Here is an 18,074-nt window from a genome sequence, read left to right as displayed (position 1 = left end):
CTCTATGACGCAAGACAAGTATTTCAGGGAAGAGCTCGCTTTTTTAAAAGAGCAGGGGAAAGAATTTACCGAAATTCACCCTCAGCTTTCGCGTTTTCTTCATGGCCGTACGACCGATCCTGACGTTGAGCGTCTTTTGGAAGGGTTTGCATTTCTTACCGCGCGTTTGCGCGAAAAGGTGGAGGATGAGTTCCCTGAACTTACTCACTCCATCATTAACATGCTGTGGCCAAATTATCTGCGCCCTATTCCGAGCATGAGTGTGGTGGCGTTTGAACCTGATAAAAGTGTCAGCGAAAAGCAAGTCATCCCACGTAATACTCAATTGGATAGTAAGCCTGTATTTGGCACCGCATGTCATTTCAATACTTGCCGTGATGTCGTTTTGTATCCGATGCAGTGTCAAGGTGTTCATGCTGAGCATACTCGCGAAGCGACCACTATTCAGATCTCTCTGCGCATGCTGGGCGATATGACGGTGGGTGATGCTAAGCTCGATACACTGCGTTTTTATTTGGGTGGCGATAAATACAGCTCGCAAACTCTTTATCTTTGGTTACATCACTATCTGCAAAAAATGACCATTGAAGTGCAGGGTGTCGAGTTTTCGCTACCGACCGATGCGTTTTCTACCGTCGGTTTTTCTAGCAATCAAGCACTGCTGCCTTATCCAAAAAATGTCTATGACGGCTATCGAATCTTACAAGAGTATCTGTCGTTTCCTGAGGCATTTCATTTCTTTGATGTGAAAGGCTTTGCCAAAGCTTTACCGAAAACGGTGGGTGGTGATTTCACCTTACGTATCTATTTTTCAAAAACATTGCCCGCGGATACGCGAGTTCGTCAGGATAATTTTCAACTCTACTGTACGCCAGTCATTAATCTGTTTGAGCATGATGCTGACCCGATTGATTTGACAGGACGCCGTTCAGAGTATCGTATTGTGCCATCTAGCCGTTATCCCGCCCATTATGAAATTTTCAGCGTGGATCAAGTGGTTGGTTGGCAAGATACCCAATCAGAAGGGAAACGGATCCGCGGTGAAAAGCGGGTTTACTCCTCCTTCGAGAGTTTTCAACATGAGGTCGAACGAGTTCGTCATCGTCAGGCACTTTACTACCGCACACGAGTGAAAGAGAGCATCCGGGGGGATGGGTTTGATTCATTTATCTCTTTTGTGCGTGGTGATGAAACGCTGTCCATCGGCGTAGATGAAGCCGTCTCGATCAAGCTCACCTGCACCAATCGCTTGCTGCCGTTGGAACTCGGGGTGGGAGATATTTGTGTGGCGACAGATAGCTCACCTCCTTTTGCCACATTTAAAAATATTACGGTACCGTCACAGTCGCTGCGTCCCGTGCTCGATGGCAGCTTATTGTGGACGTTGATTTCGAACCTCTCGCTCAATTATCTCTCTTTGTTATCAAAGGACGCCCTGAGCTGCGTGCTGCGCGCCTACGATTTTCGCGCCTTGGTGGATAGGCAAGCTGAGCGAGTCGCACGCATGCGCCTCGATGGCATAGTCAAAATCGAATCGAAACCGATGGATAAAATCCTTCGTGGTTTACCTGTACGTGGTTTGCAATCGACTTTGTACGTTGATCAAGCAGGTTTTGGGTCCGAAGGCGATCTGTTCTTGTTTGGTACGGTACTGAGTCATTTCTTTGCGCTTTACGCCAGCATTAACTCATTCCACGAGCTAGTCGTGGTCAACATCAGCAATCAAGAGAAGTACTCATGGGGCACACAGAGCGGAATGCAGCCGTTGATCTGAATTCAGATCCAGCGCAAGCCTCTCCGATGGGCTTGCCGAGCAATGTTAGGGAATACAACTTCTATCAACTGGTTGAGCTATTGCAAAAGCTGGCGGATCTGAATCCAGAGTCGGAAGAGTGGGAGCGCGATTGCCGCTTGGTGTTTAGTGCCAACCCGAGCCTTGGATTTTCGCCTAGTGATGTGATGGCGTTAGACGCTCGTGAAGATGAGCGTTGGGTCATGCTCACCAACTTTTTTGGTTTGTCGGGCGCACAGTCCCCTCTACCCGGATTCATTATTGAACAGTTGGTGACAGAAGAGCCGGGTGGACATAAACAACCATTCCTCGATTTTTTCAATAACCGATTGATTAATTTAGTTTATCGAGTTTGGCGTAAATACCGCTACTACGTGCGCTTTCAGCCCGGTGCGCAGGATGTGTTCTCAGCACAACTGTTTGCGCTAGTGGGATTGGGTGATCCAGATCTGCGCGGTGAAACGCCGATCAACTGGTGCAAGATGCTGGCTTATGCTGGCACGTTGGCTGGGCGCAGTCGCTCTCCGCAAGTGGTTGCAGGCATTATCGCACATTGCTTTGATTTGCCGGATGTATCCATTCGCCAGTGGGTCAGACGTCGGGTGTTGATTGACCGTAGCCAACAATTTGCACTTGGTCATCAGAATGCGCGCTTAGGTGTCGATACGGTGATTGGTGAATCTGTCGTGGACTGCTGCGGGAAATTCATCATCTGCATTAAACAGTTATCGCGCAGTCGATTTGCGGATTTCTTGCCATCTGGCAAAGAGTATCAACCGCTTTGTAAGTTAGTCGAGTTCATCTTACGTGAGCAGATGGCGTATGACCTTGAGCTGACGATGGATGAGAGTGAAGCTCCAGTATTTTGTCTGGATTCTGAACAAAACATCGCCCTCGGCTGGACCTCGTTTCTTGGCCAAGATGCAGCCAATAAACACGTTTTAATTCAAGTAAGGCAATAACCATGAACTCAGTGACGCTCCCTTCGTTGACCCTCTTAGTCACCAATGCGCAACACCTAGAATCGGGCTTGTCGGCTCAGCATACTTGGACATCCGCCGGCGGCGTGATTGGTGCTTCGCCTGCAGCACAATGGCGTTTAGTGGATGCGCAAGGCAGCGTAAAACCGGTGCACTGTGAAGTCATGATGGTCGATGGCGCGTACTGCTTAAAAGACAACTGTGGTGAAACCTACGTCAATGGGGCAGACATGCCGTTGGGGCGGGAAAAGTTAGCACGTCTTACTCATAAAGATGAAATCAGTGTTGGGCCTTATCGGTTACGAGTGTTGTTCGGTAATGCGCTGGAAGTGGAAGAGCAATATGGCTCACTCGACACGCTGTTTTCATCACAGCAAGAAGATTTGTTGGCTGATTTAACCTTGGATATCGAACCAGAAAAAACCGGCGTATCACCCAATACCGACCCGTTACAGGCACTCGACACCTTAATGGGAACCTCTGACCGAGCCACGTCACTTCTGGATGAATCAGTGCATGAACTGGCCCCACAGGAACAGCCTAACTTGGTTCCGCAGGACAATTTGGTACTGCAAAACGCCGATTTTACGCCGCAGGCGGACAGTGAATATGAAATGACGTCATCGATCCGTCTGAAGAAAATTCTCGGTTTTGCGAAAGCCACATTTTCAAAACAAATCAAAACGGAAGCACCCAATATGGCTTCCTCTAATCCCACCGTTTCACACAATAACACTAGCGCAAGCAACGTATCAGAGGGCTTCACAATGGATGAAAAAGTACTGGATTTGTTAGAAGAGGAAGTCGCGAAAAGTTTCCAGCCGCAGCAGGAAAAAAACGCATATTCTCACTTGCATACCTCACCGACTAGCCAAGTTAACCACCTAGTTACCGGCCCGATCTTAGAAGGACTGGGTGTTGATTTGAGCGATGAGCATGATATGACACGCATGCATTTGCTGTCGCAAGAGTTAGGTGAATCTTTACAAGCGTGTGTTCGTGGTTTACTCGATTTGCACCAACAGGTCAGTGAAAGCCGTTTCGGTACTTTGAATCGCAACCTACAACCGATTGAAGATAACCCACTGCGTTTAGGCCTCTCTTACGAAGAAACAATACGCACGCTATACGATGCAGAGAAAAGTGTGGTGCACCTTTCAGCGCCCGCTGCGATTGCGGAAAGCCTAAAAACGGTACGTGACCATAACGAAGCCATGCAGTTTGCGACGTCAGAAGCGTTAAGCCAAATCCTCAATGCTTTCTCTCCACAAGTGATGCTGCGCCGTTTCCATCATTACAAACGTAATTCGGATGCTACGCAAACTTCAACGGATGCATGGGCTTGGAATATGTATTGCAGCTATTACCAAGAGTTGACCTCTAATCGTCAGCGTGGATTTGAAAAACTGTTCTGGGAGATCTTTGAGCAAGCCTACGATCGCAAAATTCGCGAGAAGCAACTGGAGCTATAACCGTGAACAAAGTGCTGTGGATGCTGTTTTCGTTGATGGTATTGACCGCTTGCAGTTCGTCGGAACAGTACGAGCCTGCGAAAGAGCCAACTAAAGTGACCTTCAGTCTTGTGAGTGATGAAGGGGTGAACCCCAACATTTGGGGGGAAGCGTCACCGATTGAAATTCAAGTCTTTGAGCTAAAAGATGACTCAATGTTTATGTCATCCGACTACGACCAGCTCAAAACCGATTATAAAAAAGCGCTGCGCAGTAACTTTGTTAAAAACTACGACTACGTATTGACGCCCGGACAGTTCAAGTTTGTGAACGCTTTTGAAGTGGATGAAGAAACGAACTACATCGGCGTTATGGCGCATTTTGCCGAGCCAGAGCTGAGCGAGTGGAAGAAAGCGGTCAAGGTGCTTAACAAAGGACGAGAGTATCACTTGCTGATGCTATTCAAAGACTACGATGTGAAATTGGATAAGGTGGAATAACAAACGATGTTTGCGCGTAACCGAGTGATCTGGAATGAAGGGCTGTTCATTAAACCCCAGCATTTTCAGCAACAGCAGAGATATACGGAGTACTGCCTGGATGAACGCCTGAGCACCGTGAGTCGTTATTTGTATGGTATTTCTGAGTTATCACTTAACCCTGAATACCTCTCTTTTGGCCGCATCGCGATTGAGCGCGCAGTAGGGGTGATGCCTGATGGAACGGCTTTCCGTATTCCGCAAGAAGATCATCTGCCTGATGCGCTCGAAGTGACCGATGCGTCATTGGCCAATCAGATTGTTTATCTGGCGGTACCACTACGCAGTGAATCCCTAATGGAGATTAACTGGCCTGAAGAACGTGGTACAGGACGTTACATCAGCCGTCGTCTTGAGGTGCGTGATGTGCACAGTGTGCAAGGCGATACTACAACGATTGATGTCTCTCCAGTGCGCTTGCAACTCATGCTTGAGCGTGAAGACCGCAGCTCATTTGCTTCGATTGCGATTGGTCGCATCTTAGAAAAACGCCCTGATGGCAGTGTCGTGCTCGATCCCGATTTTATTCCTTGCCACCTCAATGTGGTGGGAATTTCGTCACTGCACCGCTTTATTAATGAGATGTCAGGGCTAATGCGTGAGCGAGCGAAAAATATTGCCCAGCGGATCAGTTCCCCCGCGCAAGGTGGTGTGGCGGATGTGTCTGATTTTATGTTGTTGCAAGCATTAAACCGTCTACAACCGCAAATGAAACATCTCGCCGAGCTACGCAGTTTGGCGCCTGAACGTTTATTTGAATGTCTCTCTTCGGTGTGTGGTGAACTTGCTACTTTTACTGATGAAAGCCGTCTACCGCCGAGTCTACCCAGTTATAACCATGACTTACCAAGCCAGTCATTTCAGCCTTTGATCCACAGTCTGCGCCAGAGCTTGAGCGTAGTGCTAGAGCCGCGGGCTGTTTCGATTCAGCTTGATAAACGTAAGTACGGTTTGATGGTCGCGCCAATTCATGATCCACAATTGATGGACAGCGCTGAATTTATTATTGCAGTGAAAGCACGCATGCCTTTGGATGAGCTGCGTCGTCTGTTTACTCAGCAAACCAAAGTGGCTTCGGTGGAGAAAATTCGCGAGCTTATCTCACTGCAGTTGCCGGGTATTCCACTCACACCATTACCTGTCGCGCCGCGTCAGTTGCCATACCATGCGGGTTACACCTACTACCAATTGGATAAAACCAGCGCCGCGTGGGCGATGTTAACGCACTCTAGCGGTTTCGCGTTCCATGTTGCTGCAGCTTTTGATGACCTTGAGCTGCAATTCTGGGCCATCAGGAGCTAATCATGTCACAGAGTAAAAAAGAGACACCACTAGCCAGTTTGTTGTTTGACGATGTGGAAAAAATCAATCACGACCAAGACTACTGGTTTCAACTGCGTGGTGATAATCCGAATGTGTTGATTGATGCAGCAACGCCCCTGTTTGGTCTTTCACTACGAGTTCGTTCACTGACCGAATGCGACAACATTGAACAGATCTATCGCCAAACGATAGAAGAGATTAAAGCGATTGAAATCGAACTCACCGAACAAGGCTACGAGCATGCGATCTTAATGGCCTATCGCTACATCCTGTGTGCATTTTTGGATGAGTCTGTGATGGGAACAGAATGGGGCGCATCCAGTGTGTGGGCGGAACACTCTATGTTGTCCCGCTTTCATAATGAGACTTGGGGCGGCGAGAAAGTCTTCACCATTTTAAGCCGTCTTGAAGGTGAACCCCATCGCTACCAAGCGTTGTTAGCTTTTATCTATCAATGCCTAATTTTAGGCTTTGAAGGGAAATACCGAGTCATGGAAGGAGGGCAAGCGGAGCGCGAAAAAGTGATCAACCGTTTGCATCATTTGCTCAGCAGTTTTGAGGAGAGTGAACCGCAAGATTTCACGCGCCCAACTGATCATGTGGTACGAGCGAAATACACCTTAAGTCGGCAGATGCCGGTTTGGTCGGTTTTTGCTGGCTTTATCGTGCTCTGGATCGGTCTGTTTCTTGGTTACAGCTATCTACTGCACAGCAAATCCAGTGATGTGCTCAATCAACTCAATCAAATACTTTAAACATAATTAGGCTAGGTGGTACGTTGTGATCCGTATTGAATTACCCACTCTTATTGCAAAACTGAATGCACAAAGCAAATTAGCACTGGAGCAAGCTGCGTCGCTCTGTATTGAACGCCAGCATCCGGAAGTCACTCTCGAACATTATCTGGATGTGTTACTGGATAACCCTCTATCGGATGTGCGCCTTGTGCTCAAGCAAGCTGGGCTAGACATCGATCAAGTCAAACAAGCGATCGCATCGACCTACAGTCGTGAACAGGTACTCGATACGTATCCTGCGTTTTCGCCCCTGCTTGTTGAATTATTACAAGAGGCTTGGCTGCTTTCGAGCACAGAACTTAACCAAAATGAGCTGCGTTCAGGCGCAATTTTCTTAGCCGCATTAACGCGTGCGGATCGCTACCTATCGTTTAAATTGATCAGCCTGTTTGAAGGTATCAACCGCGAAAACTTAAAAAAACACTTTGTGATGATTTTGAGTGATTCTGCCGAAACCGCCGTTGAGCAGAGCGAGAAAACTCTCGTGAACCCACTGCAAGCGGCTGCGGAAACACCGCTAGGACGTTTTTGCACCAATGTGACTGAACAAGCGCGCAACGGTGAATTGGATCCCGTATTGTGCCGTGAAAATGAACTTAACCTCATGATCGACATTTTGTGCCGCCGCCGCAAAAACAACCCGATAGTTGTGGGTGAAGCCGGTGTGGGTAAAAGTGCCATGATTGAAGGTTTGGCTCTGCGGGTTGTTGCCGGAAAAGTGCCGACACAACTGCAAAATGTTGAACTTTATTCGCTAGACCTTGGCCGTTTACAAGCGGGGGCATCGGTGAAAGGGGAGTTCGAAAAACGCCTAAAAGGGGTGATTGATGCGATCAAACAGTCACCTAAACCCATCATTTTGTTTATTGATGAAGCACACACCTTAATTGGTTCAGGCAACCAAGAAGGGGGCAGTGATGCCGCTAACTTGCTTAAACCGGCATTAGCCCGTGGAGAATTGAGCACGGTCGCGGCAACCACTTGGAAAGAATACAAAAAATATTTTGAGAAAGATCCTGCGTTAACGCGCCGTTTCCAGTTGGTCAAACTCGATGAACCGACGATTGAACAAGCAGTGGATATTCTGCGCGGCCTCAATAGCGTGTATGAAAAGGCGCACAATGTGCTGATCACCGATGATGCCTTAAAAGCAGCTGCTGAGCTTTCGGCACGCTATATCTCTGGCCGTCAACTACCAGACAAGGCGATTGATGTGTTGGATACCGCTTGTGCGCGTATCGCGATCAACATGACTACTCCGCCTAAGCGTTTAGCACTATTGGAAACCTTGTGCCATCAACGTCAGTTAGAAATTGACATGTTGCAGCGCGCGCAATTCCTAGGACAAGACGTCGATAGTGAGCGTCTTGATGTTTTGCGTAATCAAGAGTTGACCGATGAAGCGGAAAAAGCCGCATTGACGGAAAGTTGGCAACAGCAAAAAAGCTTGGTGGAGTCGATCATCGCGCTGCGAGCGGAGCTTATGGAGCTGAGCCAAACCGAAGAGCAAGATCCTGACCATTTATCTGTGGTGCGTACGGCACTGCAAGAGCAGTATCAAGCCCTTGAAGCGATTGCACATGAACAACGTCTGATGCACCCCCAAGTCGATGCAGACCAAATTGCTGAAGTCATCGCCGATTGGACAGGTGTCCCAGTGGATCAAATGAACACCGATGAGCTGCATAAAATCACGCATTTGACAGAGATTTTAGGTCAAGCCATTAGAGGGCAAGAGACGGCGATCGAACGAATCCATCGCCATTTGTTGACTGCGCGTGCGGATTTGCGTCGTCCTGGGCGTCCGAAAGGCGCGTTTCTATTGGTTGGGCCAAGTGGTGTGGGTAAAACAGAAACCGTGGTGCAACTGGCGGAACAACTCTACGGTGGTAAGCAGTTTCTAACCACCATCAACATGTCAGAATACCAAGAGAAACACACCGTTTCCCGCCTGATTGGTTCGCCTCCGGGTTATGTTGGTTACGGTGAAGGCGGTGTGCTGACCGAAGCGATCCGTAAGATGCCTTATTCTGTGGTTTTGCTCGATGAAGTCGAAAAAGCCCATCCAGAAGTTTTAAATATCTTCTACCAAGGCTTTGATAAAGGGGAAATCGCTGATGGTGAAGGTCGAGTCATCGACTGCCAAAACATCGTGTTCTTCCTGACGTCGAACTTAGGCTACCAAACCATAGTCGATTATGCCGATGAACCTGCCAAGCTCGATGAAGCACTCTATCCAGAATTGGCCGCTTTCTTTAAACCCGCTCTGCTGGCACGTATGGAAGTGATCCCTTACTTGCCACTGGGTAAAGAAGTGTTGGCACAGATTGTTCGCGGCAAGCTGGCTCGACTCGAAAAACTGTTCAAGACGCGTTACAACGCCGAAGTGGTGATTGAAGAGAGTTTGATTGAAGAGATCTTGAACCGCGCGACACGGAGTGAAAATGGCGCACGTATGTTAGAGGCGATCATTGAAGGTCAACTGCTTCCTCCTGTCTCGTTAGCATTGCTTAACAAACTCGCCGAGAGAGCGCCCGTTGAGCGTATTCGCCTAGCGGCGGAAGAGGGTGAGTTTATTGGAGAGGTGGCGTAACCATGAGTCAATGGCTGACGTTTGCAACTCAATTGGTGGGAGTGAGAAGATCCCACCAGCTTGCGCTGCAATTTGTTGATCTGCTGACTCAAGGTTTGGATCTGAGTGATAGCCTTTTGTTGTTACCATCATCTGATGGGCGCTTGCTTGTGCCTCATGATCCACAGCGTCAGCTTGCGTGGTCTGTTACCGATTTTGATGTGCCATTTGCCCATGTATTGCAGTCTTCCAACGCCATGCATTTAACCGCAGAAGAATTGGTTTTCTGGCAATCTAATCGAACCTTTAGCCAGTTAACGGCCAAAGTGGGTATGTTTGATTCGGTTTGGGTGCAACCTTTGCCGATGAGCACACGCCAAGTGCACTCTATTTTATTATTGATGGGCGAAAGTCACGGCATTGTGAATGCTTTTGCCGATGACGATTTCCTGAAATTTGTCGATGTCTTTTCGCAACAATGGGCGTTGCTCAATGATATGGAGCGGGAAGAGCAAAACCGCTTGGAATTGAAGCAATCCTTGACCGATATAGAACGTGATTCGGCACAACGCTCACTCGCGAATGCGTTATCGCGTACTTTGATTGGTGAAAGTGCCGCCATGCAAAAGCTGCGTGAACAGATTGTCTCTGCCGCTAATTCCCAGTTATCCGTGATGGTGCAAGGTGAAACGGGAACGGGAAAAGAATTGGTTGCCGCAGCTGTGCATGAGCTCTCCTCACGTAAGTCGGCGCCATTTGTCGCGATCAACTGTGCGGCGATCCCTGAGCACCTACTAGAAAGTGAGTTATTTGGGTATTGCAAAGGTGCATTTTCTGGCGCGGATTCAGATAAACAAGGGTTGATCGCTCAAGCCAATGGTGGAACCTTGTTTTTGGATGAGATCGGCGATATGCCACTGACTTTGCAAGCTAAGTTGTTGCGAGTACTAGAGTCACGCACTTTTCGTCCTCTTGGTGGCAAGCAAGAACTGAGTTCCGACTTTCGCCTTGTTTCTGCAACTCACGTTAACTTACTCGATCAGGTACGCAAAAAAGCCTTTCGCCAAGATCTCTACTATCGCTTGTTCCAATATCCGATCACGTTGCCGCGGTTAGCGGCACGTTTGGAAGATATTGAACTGCTGGGTGAGCATTTTGTGCGTGTGTTTAATTTACAACACAACACGCGTATTCGTGGCTTGAACTATCGTGCGATCGATTGCCTGAAGCAGTATGACTTTCCGGGCAACGTTCGTGAACTGAAGCATTTAATTGAGTTTGGTTGTGCGCAAACCACCGATGGTACCGAAGTGGAAGCCAGTTGCTTTGCGCACCGATTGCAATCAATGGAGTGCTTAAATGGCTCTGCCCCGGTGAACGCTTCTGTCTCGCAAATTCCGGCAACATCGCATACGTCTGTGATGAACACTGAACCAGACTTTGCCGTCATCAATGATTTGAAGCAGGCGTTGAATGAATATGAAGCGCAAATCATTAGCGAGCGTCTTACTCGTTTTTCTGGCGATCGCGCAAAAGCCGCGCAAAGTCTGGGTATTCCTAAGCGTACGTTGGCCTATAAGTGCCTGAAACTGGAGATCAAAACCCCATGAAAATACCCACTCTCGTGGTCAGTGTGTTCTTCGGTTTGCCCACTTCTGCGGCTTGGGCACAATCTGCAGCATCGCTTGTGGATCAAGCGGAACTATGTCGTGAAATCCCAGCTCGTTTGGAGCGTTTAGCCTGTTTTGACCGCGTATTCGCGACACCGTTAGAAGCCGTAGTGACAGCACCTACGAATCCTTATCCTGCCGAATGGCGGCGGGCAATGTCTGCGTTAACCCAACCTGTCTCAGAGTCGGGCTGGGCCTTGGTGACAGAAGGAGAGGGTAAAGGCAGCAGTGCTTGGATTGCTTTACCTGCGCAAAATCGAGTCACTGGCGATCAAACGCCCCCCATTCTCTTGCTCAGTTGCATTAACAACTTGAGTCGTATTGAACTTGCGCTGCCCAAAGAAGTGGCGGATGCACGTATTCAAGTCTCTATTCGACACGCAAAGCAGTTTTGGCGTAGCGATGATCATGGTGTTCTGTTCTCTTCGGCACGCGGCATGCCCGCGATTGAAATGATGAAGTCGGCAGCGAGTGAACCTCGCCTTCTGCTTCGCTCGAATGCGCCTTTTGCTGATGGCTTGCAGTTTGATACACGAGGGTTAAATGAAGCTCTTGATGCACTGCGCGAACGTTGTGGTTGGTAAGGGGACAGTATGGAAATAACCGAATACCGTCAGTGCATTGCTAAACCGATCAGTGGCAGTAGTTCCGTGGGTGAACGTTTGGTCGATCATCCATTATTTGATTTTATCGAAGATCAAATGATGAAAGTGGGTTCACTTTCCCACGCTTCAGTGCAGTGGGATGAAGTTGAGCACAGCACTCTCAAATTGTTGGGTGAGCAGAGTAAAGACATCAAACTGTTGGTGTATTTACTGCAGTGTTTGCATAACCAAGTGACGCCAGTACGCCTCATCACCTCGTTTGCTGTGATGAGTGAATTTCTTAACCAATATTGGAATGACAGTTACCCCGCGCCGGGAGCTCGTGGCAATTTGCCGCGTCGTAAATTCTTTAGCCAGATGGCGCAACGTTTTGCGGCAGTGATCGAAAAGTTCGATTTTCATCATTTGGATGAAGCGGATCGCCAAGCGCTGCAAGCGGCGGTTGAAGAGTGGCAGCAAGCGGTTGAAAAGCAAGGGTTATCATCGGATCTGGTTGAATCCGTTGTGGTGCGAATTGAGTCGGAGATCAAACGTGCAGAACAACGTCAGCAAGTGATAGCGCAGAGTTCTGAACGTGAAACGCCAAGTGTCGCCGCCTCTTCACCAACAGCCAGTATGGTGGTCGATCATTCTAGTGATAAAGCGGCGAAACAGACGCTGCTTAAAGTCGCTGATTTTTTGGCTGAACAAGAGTTTGGTATCGCGCTGTCGATTCGTCTGCGCCGCTTTGCGGTGTGGGGCAGCATTACTTCTCTGCCCGATCATAAACCTGATGGTGAAACCCTGCTACGCAGCATGCAAGCGGATCGGGTTAAAGATTACCAAGATCAATTGCGTCATCCTGATTTAGCGCTGTGGCGCAAAGTGGAGCAGAGTCTAACGATGGCGCCTTATTGGTTTGAGGGGCAGTGGATGAGTTACACCATCGCCCAGCAACTGGGGAAAAATGATTGGTGCCAAGCGATTGTTGAGGAAACACAAAACTTCTTACGCCGTTTACCTTCTCTACTGGATCTCAAATTCAAAGGGGGGAGCCGTTTGTCAGCGATGCGGTTAAAGAGTGGCTAGCGAGCGCAGGCCAGAGCCAAGGCTCGGCTCAATCCGTCAGTGGGGATTGGCAAGAGAAGCGTAAAGAGGCATTCCAATTAGCTAAAGAGGGTGGCATCGCGGTGGCGCTCTCGATGCTCAATGATGGCCTAGTCAGTGCCATTGAACCTCGCGACAAATTTTATTGGCGATTGCTATCGGCAGATTTGTTGCGTGCAAATCATCTCGATGCCATGGCGAATGAGCAGTATCAAACTCTGTTTACTCAGGTCACGACTCTGTCAGTACCTGAGTGGGAGCCGAGTTTAGTCGAACAAATTCAAAGATATACAACGTCAGAGTAAACAAGGACACAATTCATGTGGAAATTCATTGTCGGAATAGTAAGGCGTTTTCAACCCACGGTGGTGGCAGCCTTACCTATTTTGCTATTCACTACATTCATTTTGTTGAATGTTGCCATTTGGTGGGCCGGCCCCTGGCTAGAGGTGGCTGGTTATAAACCATTAGAGTCGACGATGGCTCGCGTTATGGCGAGCAGCTTGTTTACTCTTGGGTGTTTAGCGGTCTGGGGGATTTGGCAGTGGCGTAAGCTGCAAGCGTTCAAAGCGGATCAAAAACGCGAAGATCAGCTGCGCCAAGACCCGATCAAAGTCTACGAAGAGCGACAAGAAGTGGAACTGAATCAGGTGATGCTCAATATGAAGCAGAGCCTGAATAAGCATAACTACTTGTATGCGCTGCCTTGGTATCTGGTACTGGGTTTAGAAAATGCCGGTAAAACCAGTTTGATCAACCGCTCTGGACAGAACTTTGTGTTTTCTTCGGTGATGCGAGCTTCTGGACAAAAAAGTGAAAATCCGTACTCGTTTGACTGGTGGATTGGTGATGAATCGGTACTGATTGATCCTGATGGTGAATTGCTTACCCAAGGCAATCGCAGTGAAGAAAATGATGGTGCGTTGGAGCGCCGCCTATGGATGCACTTTGTCAATTGGTTGGAGCGCACTCGTAGCCGACGACCATTGAACGGGATCGTCTTAGCGTTGGATGTTTCTCATCTTGCGACTGCAACAGCATCTGAGCGCAAAGCTTATGCTAATTTGTTGCGTGCTCGTCTGCGTGAGCTGATGGAAACCTTATCTACTCGCCTTCCTGTCTACATTGCGTTGACTAAGCTCGATCTGCTGCACGGCTTTGAACCTTTCTTTAAGCACTACACTAAAAGCCAGCGCGAAGAAGTGCTTGGCTTTACTTTTTCGATGGATTCGGTGGATAACTTGGATTCATGGTTGGAAGAGTTTGCCGCAGAATATGGTCAGTTTGTTGAGCGCATGAATAGCATGTTGCCCCATGCGGTTTCAGCCCCGATGACGCTGGAAGAGCGAAACGCGATTTACAGTTTTACTCGCCAAATTTCCGGTCTTAAAGAAATCTTGCAACAATTTTTCCAAGAAGCGTTGGCGAGTGATCAATTCTCAACGTCTGCGCTGGTTCGTGGTGCCTATTTCACGTCGGTTTACCAACAAGGTGTACCAACCAACGCATTTGATGACGCGGCATCGCGTCGGTATGGTCTTTCACATGCGATCAATACCGCGCAACGCGCGAAGAATTCAACCGTTTATTTCACGCAAAAACTGTTTACTCACATCATCTATCCTGAAGCAGGTTTGGCTTCCGACAACTTTCGAGTGGCCAAGAATAAACGGCGTTTAATGTTGCTTTCTTTTGTTGCCTGTTCGATCGCCACTTTACTGCTGGCGGGTACTTGGCATCGTAACTATCTCAATAACGTGCAGCATGCTGATACAGTGCTGACGAAAGTCAATCAGTATAAAGAGCAGTTCCCGACTAGCCGATCTTTAGCCTCGCAACAAGAGGTGCTAGAGCCGCTGAACAAGATCCGTGAAGCAACACTTGAGTTCGGCTTCTTCCGTGACAAACCACAGTACATTTCTGATTTCGGTCTTTACCAAGGGCACACTATTGGTCCTAAAGTGGAAGAAACCTACCTTAATTTGTTAGAGACCCGCTTCTTGCCTTTGCTCATGGCGGACGTTGTGGTGGCGCTGAATCAAGCTCAAACCGATGAAGAGAAACTGGCAGTGTTGCGCGTCTATCGCATGTTGGTGGATAAGAGTGGACGTTACCAAGATTACGTGATGGATTATTTTGCCAAATACTGGCAGAAGTCTTTCTCAGGCCAGCGCCAGATCCAAGAAGAGTTGCTGGGTCACTTAGATTATGCGATGCGCCATACCGATCTGACAGCAGAACGTCTGAATGGGGATAAAGGGGCAGAGCAGGTGATGCGCCCTTACGATAAAGTGGTCGCTCGTGCTCAGGTTGAACTTGGTTCAATGCCCAATGATCAGCGTGTATATCGTAACTTAAAACTGAGTGCGCAGACGGTATTAGGCCCCTCGATCAATCTACGCAGCCTGATTGGACCGGTTTTCGATGTGGTGTTTGAAGAACGTGTGCTCAATAGCAACAATTTGTACATTCCCCAGATGCTCACTAAACGTGGTTTTGATAACTATTTTATGCCGCAATCAGAATCCGTTTCTGAACTGGCATTAATCGACAGTTGGGTTTTAGGGCAAACTAAAACGGCACAATTTAGCGAAGCGGATAAACAGGCGCTGCGCGATAAAATCCGTGACCTCTATGTGGCGGATTACACCAATACATGGCGAGCAGCGCTTAATGAAATTGATGTGAAATACTTCAATGACATCAACGATGCGGTACTGGTATTGGAAAACATCACCAGTAACCTTGAACCGATGCAACGCTTATTGCGTACTTTAGACGGTAATACTCAGCTTTATAGCGCTTTACCTAAAGATGAATCGGCACTGAAAGAAGTGCTGAAAAGTCCGAAATACAAAGTGGCTTCGATGATCGAAACCCCGTTTGCGGATCTCAATGGTATGTTGAAGCCGGTAGGCAGCAAACCGGCTTACATGACAGAAGTGTTGGCGTCAGTCGATGAATTGAAAAGTTATTTAAAATCAATTCAAGATGCACCGGATGTAGGAATGGCAGCCTTAGATGCAACTAAAGCACGCGTTAAATTGGTCAATGCTGATCCGATTTACACGTTGAAACGCATCTCATCTGGTTTGCCTAAACCATTAGATACCATGATGACGAAACTGGCCGATGAAAGTTGGTACGTGGTAAAGCAAGAAGCGATCAAACATCTTGAAGTCCGCTGGACGGAAGATGTGTACAAAACTTTCCAAAACAAGTTGGCTGGACGTTATCCGTTTAATCCGGCTTCCAGTAAAGATGCTTCTCTGGAAGATTTTGAGTCCTTCTTTGCCCCCAACGGCACGTTAGATAATTTCTACAACCACCAGTTGAAGATGTTTATCGAAGAGAATATTACGGTTGCTGAGGATGATTCAGCGCAATCTATTATTCGCAAAGAGGTACTGGATCAAATCAAACAGGCGCAGAAAATCCGTGAAGCGTTCTTTAACCGTAAGGGAATTCTCGATGTGAACTTCACGGTTGAGCCGCTGAGTTTGAGTAACAACAAGCGTCGTAGTGTGTTGAATGTGGATGGTCAATTTTTAGCGTATAGCCATGGCCCGCGTGAAAATGTTGAGCTGATTTGGCCGAATACCTTGCGTGATTCGGCGGTGTCTAAGGTGACCTTGATCCCGACCAAAACCAATATGTCGCCACGCAGTTTGCAAATCCAAGGTCCGTGGGCGTTCTTCCGCTTGTTGGATCAAGGTGATGTTGTCTCTGCAAGCCCGACTTCGGTTGATTTTAAATTTATCGTCGATGGAGGCGAGATGATTTATCGCATCAACTCTGAAGCCGATGCTAACCCATTTACCGAACGCCTGTTCAAGTCGTTCAAGCTGTCTAAGACACTCTATTAATAAGTTGCCAGAGCGAGTGTCTCGCTCTGGCTTTTTTAGGACGAAGTTGTTATGTCCAACATGATTTTTATTGATTCCGTTTGCTACCGATTAACCAATGATTCAGAGGAAATACGAGGATTAGAACCTTACCTTAAAGTTCGAGAAGAGATAAATCGCCGTTTTAATCCGATTGCAGGGGGCACGGATTGGCAACAGGTGAAAGAGCAGTGTGAGCGATTGGCTCGCCATCACGGGATGGATTTTCTGATCTGCGGATATTACGCAGTAGCCTGCTTGAAAACGCAGGGTTTGGCGGGTTATGCCACGGGCATGGAGCTAATGAGTGCAAGCCTTGCCAATCAGGGCGATTGTGATGTTAAAAGCGCCAAAGTGCGTAAAGAAATCCTTGATTGGGTTAATGCACGCGTGGTGCAGGAGCTAAAAGCGCTGAAGCCGACTTATGAATCGCTGCGTGATTTGTATCGGGCCGAGCGCCATTGCGAGCGGTTACATCAGCTGTTTGAACAGCAACAAACCGAATACAAAGTGGACTTTGAAGGGGTTGGCTTTGCTCTGTTTGAGCATATTGACCGGATAGAAACGCAATACCACAGCATGCTAAAAAAACAGGAAAACCGCGAACCGCCTAAGCTCAAATTTTGGCAGCGAGGCTACGGTTTGGTGGCGCTGAGCCTGCTTGGTGTTGGGGTAGGATTGATGGGGGGATTCAAAGCTTGGCCGTGGTTTTACACTACACCGTATGCAACGCCACAACAGGTGACCTCACTCAATAATGAGCAGCAAGCACAGGCCTTAATTGGTGAATCCTCTCAACAAGATCGAGCTCGTTGGCAAGAGGCATTGGTAGCACTTTATCGTTCGACTCTTGAACGCAATTTAGCCGCCTCATTCAGTGATTCTAAGCAGCAGGCCATGAGTCATCTACTACTGCTGCGTACTCTTTATCCTGAGAATGAGCAGGTCAATGCGTTGAATAAAGAGTTTAACCTTCAGCAGCAAGAAGCTTTGGAGCAAACAGCACTGTTTGTGGCGAAGTTCAGCGAAATTCGCACCAGAATGGCCAATATCGCGTTACTCGCGAAGCGAGGTAAATGGAGCGAATTGGAGAAGCAAACGAAGTCTCTAGAAGAGTTTGCCGTGAGCTTGTCTCCTATCTATGGCCGAGTTGATTATGTGCAAGGCTTGCTTGAGCAAGGCGATATTCCTAATGCACAGAAAGAGTTTGCGATCCTTAAGCAAAGACTCGATAGCCTGAGTTGGAAAATGGCTGAGCTGGAATTGCGCATGGCTGATGCCGCTAAGGTGCAGTAATCACTCAATCAGTTGCATTTCGGTTCGGTATAGGGGCAAAAAATCGCTCGTGGGCAGCTTTTTGCTTCGTTGAGGCAAG

General features: G+C 48.1%; 11 protein-coding genes and 1 pseudogene. All 12 read left to right on the top strand.

The window, feature by feature from the left end; translation table 11 throughout:
- The first annotated feature begins 4 nt into the window (after positions 1-4).
- Positions 5-1,774 (top strand): type VI secretion system baseplate subunit TssF, encoded by a 1,770-nt coding sequence (gene tssF, locus EPB59_RS15935; RefSeq protein ID WP_154173786.1) that lies wholly within the window; start codon positions 5-7, stop codon positions 1,772-1,774.
- Entirely contained in the window at positions 1,738-2,754 is a 1,017-nt protein-coding gene (tssG, locus tag EPB59_RS15930) for a type VI secretion system baseplate subunit TssG (protein ID WP_154173784.1), read from the top strand. Before tssF ends, tssG begins: the two co-directional genes overlap by 37 nt.
- Before the next feature lie 2 nt (positions 2,755-2,756).
- A complete protein-coding gene (gene tagH / locus EPB59_RS15925; protein ID WP_154139124.1) occupies positions 2,757-4,244 on the top strand; it encodes a type VI secretion system-associated FHA domain protein TagH in 1,488 nt (495 codons plus the stop codon).
- A 2-nt stretch (positions 4,245-4,246) separates the two neighbouring features.
- Positions 4,247-4,723 carry a type VI secretion system lipoprotein TssJ gene (gene tssJ, locus EPB59_RS15920; RefSeq protein WP_055029344.1) on the top strand — a complete coding sequence of 159 codons (477 nt, stop codon included), beginning with the start codon at positions 4,247-4,249 and terminating at the stop codon, positions 4,721-4,723.
- Between the two features lie 6 nt (positions 4,724-4,729).
- Positions 4,730-6,064, top strand: a complete 1,335-nt coding sequence (gene tssK, locus EPB59_RS15915; protein ID WP_055050124.1) for a type VI secretion system baseplate subunit TssK — start codon at positions 4,730-4,732, stop codon at positions 6,062-6,064.
- 2 nt (positions 6,065-6,066) lie between these two features.
- Positions 6,067-6,840 carry a type IVB secretion system protein IcmH/DotU gene (gene icmH, locus EPB59_RS15910; RefSeq protein ID WP_000083403.1) on the top strand — a complete coding sequence of 258 codons (774 nt, stop codon included), beginning with the start codon at positions 6,067-6,069 and terminating at the stop codon, positions 6,838-6,840.
- Positions 6,841-6,865: 25 nt separating this feature from the next.
- Entirely contained in the window at positions 6,866-9,475 is a 2,610-nt protein-coding gene (gene tssH / locus EPB59_RS15905) for a type VI secretion system ATPase TssH (protein WP_154173782.1), read from the top strand.
- 2 nt (positions 9,476-9,477) lie between these two features.
- On the top strand, positions 9,478-11,064 hold the full coding sequence (locus tag EPB59_RS15900; RefSeq protein ID WP_154173780.1) for a sigma-54 interaction domain-containing protein: 1,587 nt from the start codon (positions 9,478-9,480) through the stop codon (positions 11,062-11,064).
- The gene (vasI, locus tag EPB59_RS15895; protein WP_195707177.1) at positions 11,061-11,708 is read left to right on the top strand and encodes a type VI secretion system-associated protein VasI; all 648 of its coding nucleotides are present in this window, start codon (positions 11,061-11,063) and stop codon (positions 11,706-11,708) included. Before EPB59_RS15900 ends, vasI begins: the two co-directional genes overlap by 4 nt.
- A gap of 9 nt (positions 11,709-11,717) precedes the next feature.
- Positions 11,718-13,120: pseudogene (gene tssA / locus EPB59_RS15890) on the top strand (type VI secretion system protein TssA).
- A 60-nt stretch (positions 13,121-13,180) separates the two neighbouring features.
- Positions 13,181-16,681 carry a type VI secretion system membrane subunit TssM gene (tssM, locus tag EPB59_RS15885; protein WP_195707188.1) on the top strand — a complete coding sequence of 1,167 codons (3,501 nt, stop codon included), beginning with the start codon at positions 13,181-13,183 and terminating at the stop codon, positions 16,679-16,681.
- 51 nt (positions 16,682-16,732) lie between these two features.
- Positions 16,733-17,995 carry a type VI secretion system ImpA family N-terminal domain-containing protein gene (locus tag EPB59_RS15880; protein ID WP_154173774.1) on the top strand — a complete coding sequence of 421 codons (1,263 nt, stop codon included), beginning with the start codon at positions 16,733-16,735 and terminating at the stop codon, positions 17,993-17,995.
- Positions 17,996-18,074: the final 79 nt, after the last annotated feature.

Source organism: Vibrio metoecus (genome assembly GCF_009665255.1).
Taxonomy (GTDB): domain Bacteria; phylum Pseudomonadota; class Gammaproteobacteria; order Enterobacterales; family Vibrionaceae; genus Vibrio; species Vibrio metoecus_B.
This window is presented reverse-complemented; position numbering and strand designations above follow the sequence as displayed.

Excerpts from the sequence above, each read along its gene's own strand:
- EPB59_RS15880 (WP_154173774.1), top strand. The coding sequence starts at position 16,733 with ATGTCCAACATGATTTTTATTGATTCCGTTTGCTACCGATTAACCAAT.
- tssG (WP_154173784.1), top strand. The coding sequence starts at position 1,738 with ATGGGGCACACAGAGCGGAATGCAGCCGTTGATCTGAATTCAGATCCA.
- tssF (WP_154173786.1), top strand. The coding sequence starts at position 5 with ATGACGCAAGACAAGTATTTCAGGGAAGAGCTCGCTTTTTTAAAAGAG.
- tagH (WP_154139124.1), top strand. The coding sequence starts at position 2,757 with ATGAACTCAGTGACGCTCCCTTCGTTGACCCTCTTAGTCACCAATGCG.
- tssK (WP_055050124.1), top strand. The coding sequence starts at position 4,730 with ATGTTTGCGCGTAACCGAGTGATCTGGAATGAAGGGCTGTTCATTAAA.
- vasI (WP_195707177.1), top strand. The coding sequence starts at position 11,061 with ATGAAAATACCCACTCTCGTGGTCAGTGTGTTCTTCGGTTTGCCCACT.
- EPB59_RS15900 (WP_154173780.1), top strand. The coding sequence starts at position 9,478 with ATGAGTCAATGGCTGACGTTTGCAACTCAATTGGTGGGAGTGAGAAGA.
- icmH (WP_000083403.1), top strand. The coding sequence starts at position 6,067 with ATGTCACAGAGTAAAAAAGAGACACCACTAGCCAGTTTGTTGTTTGAC.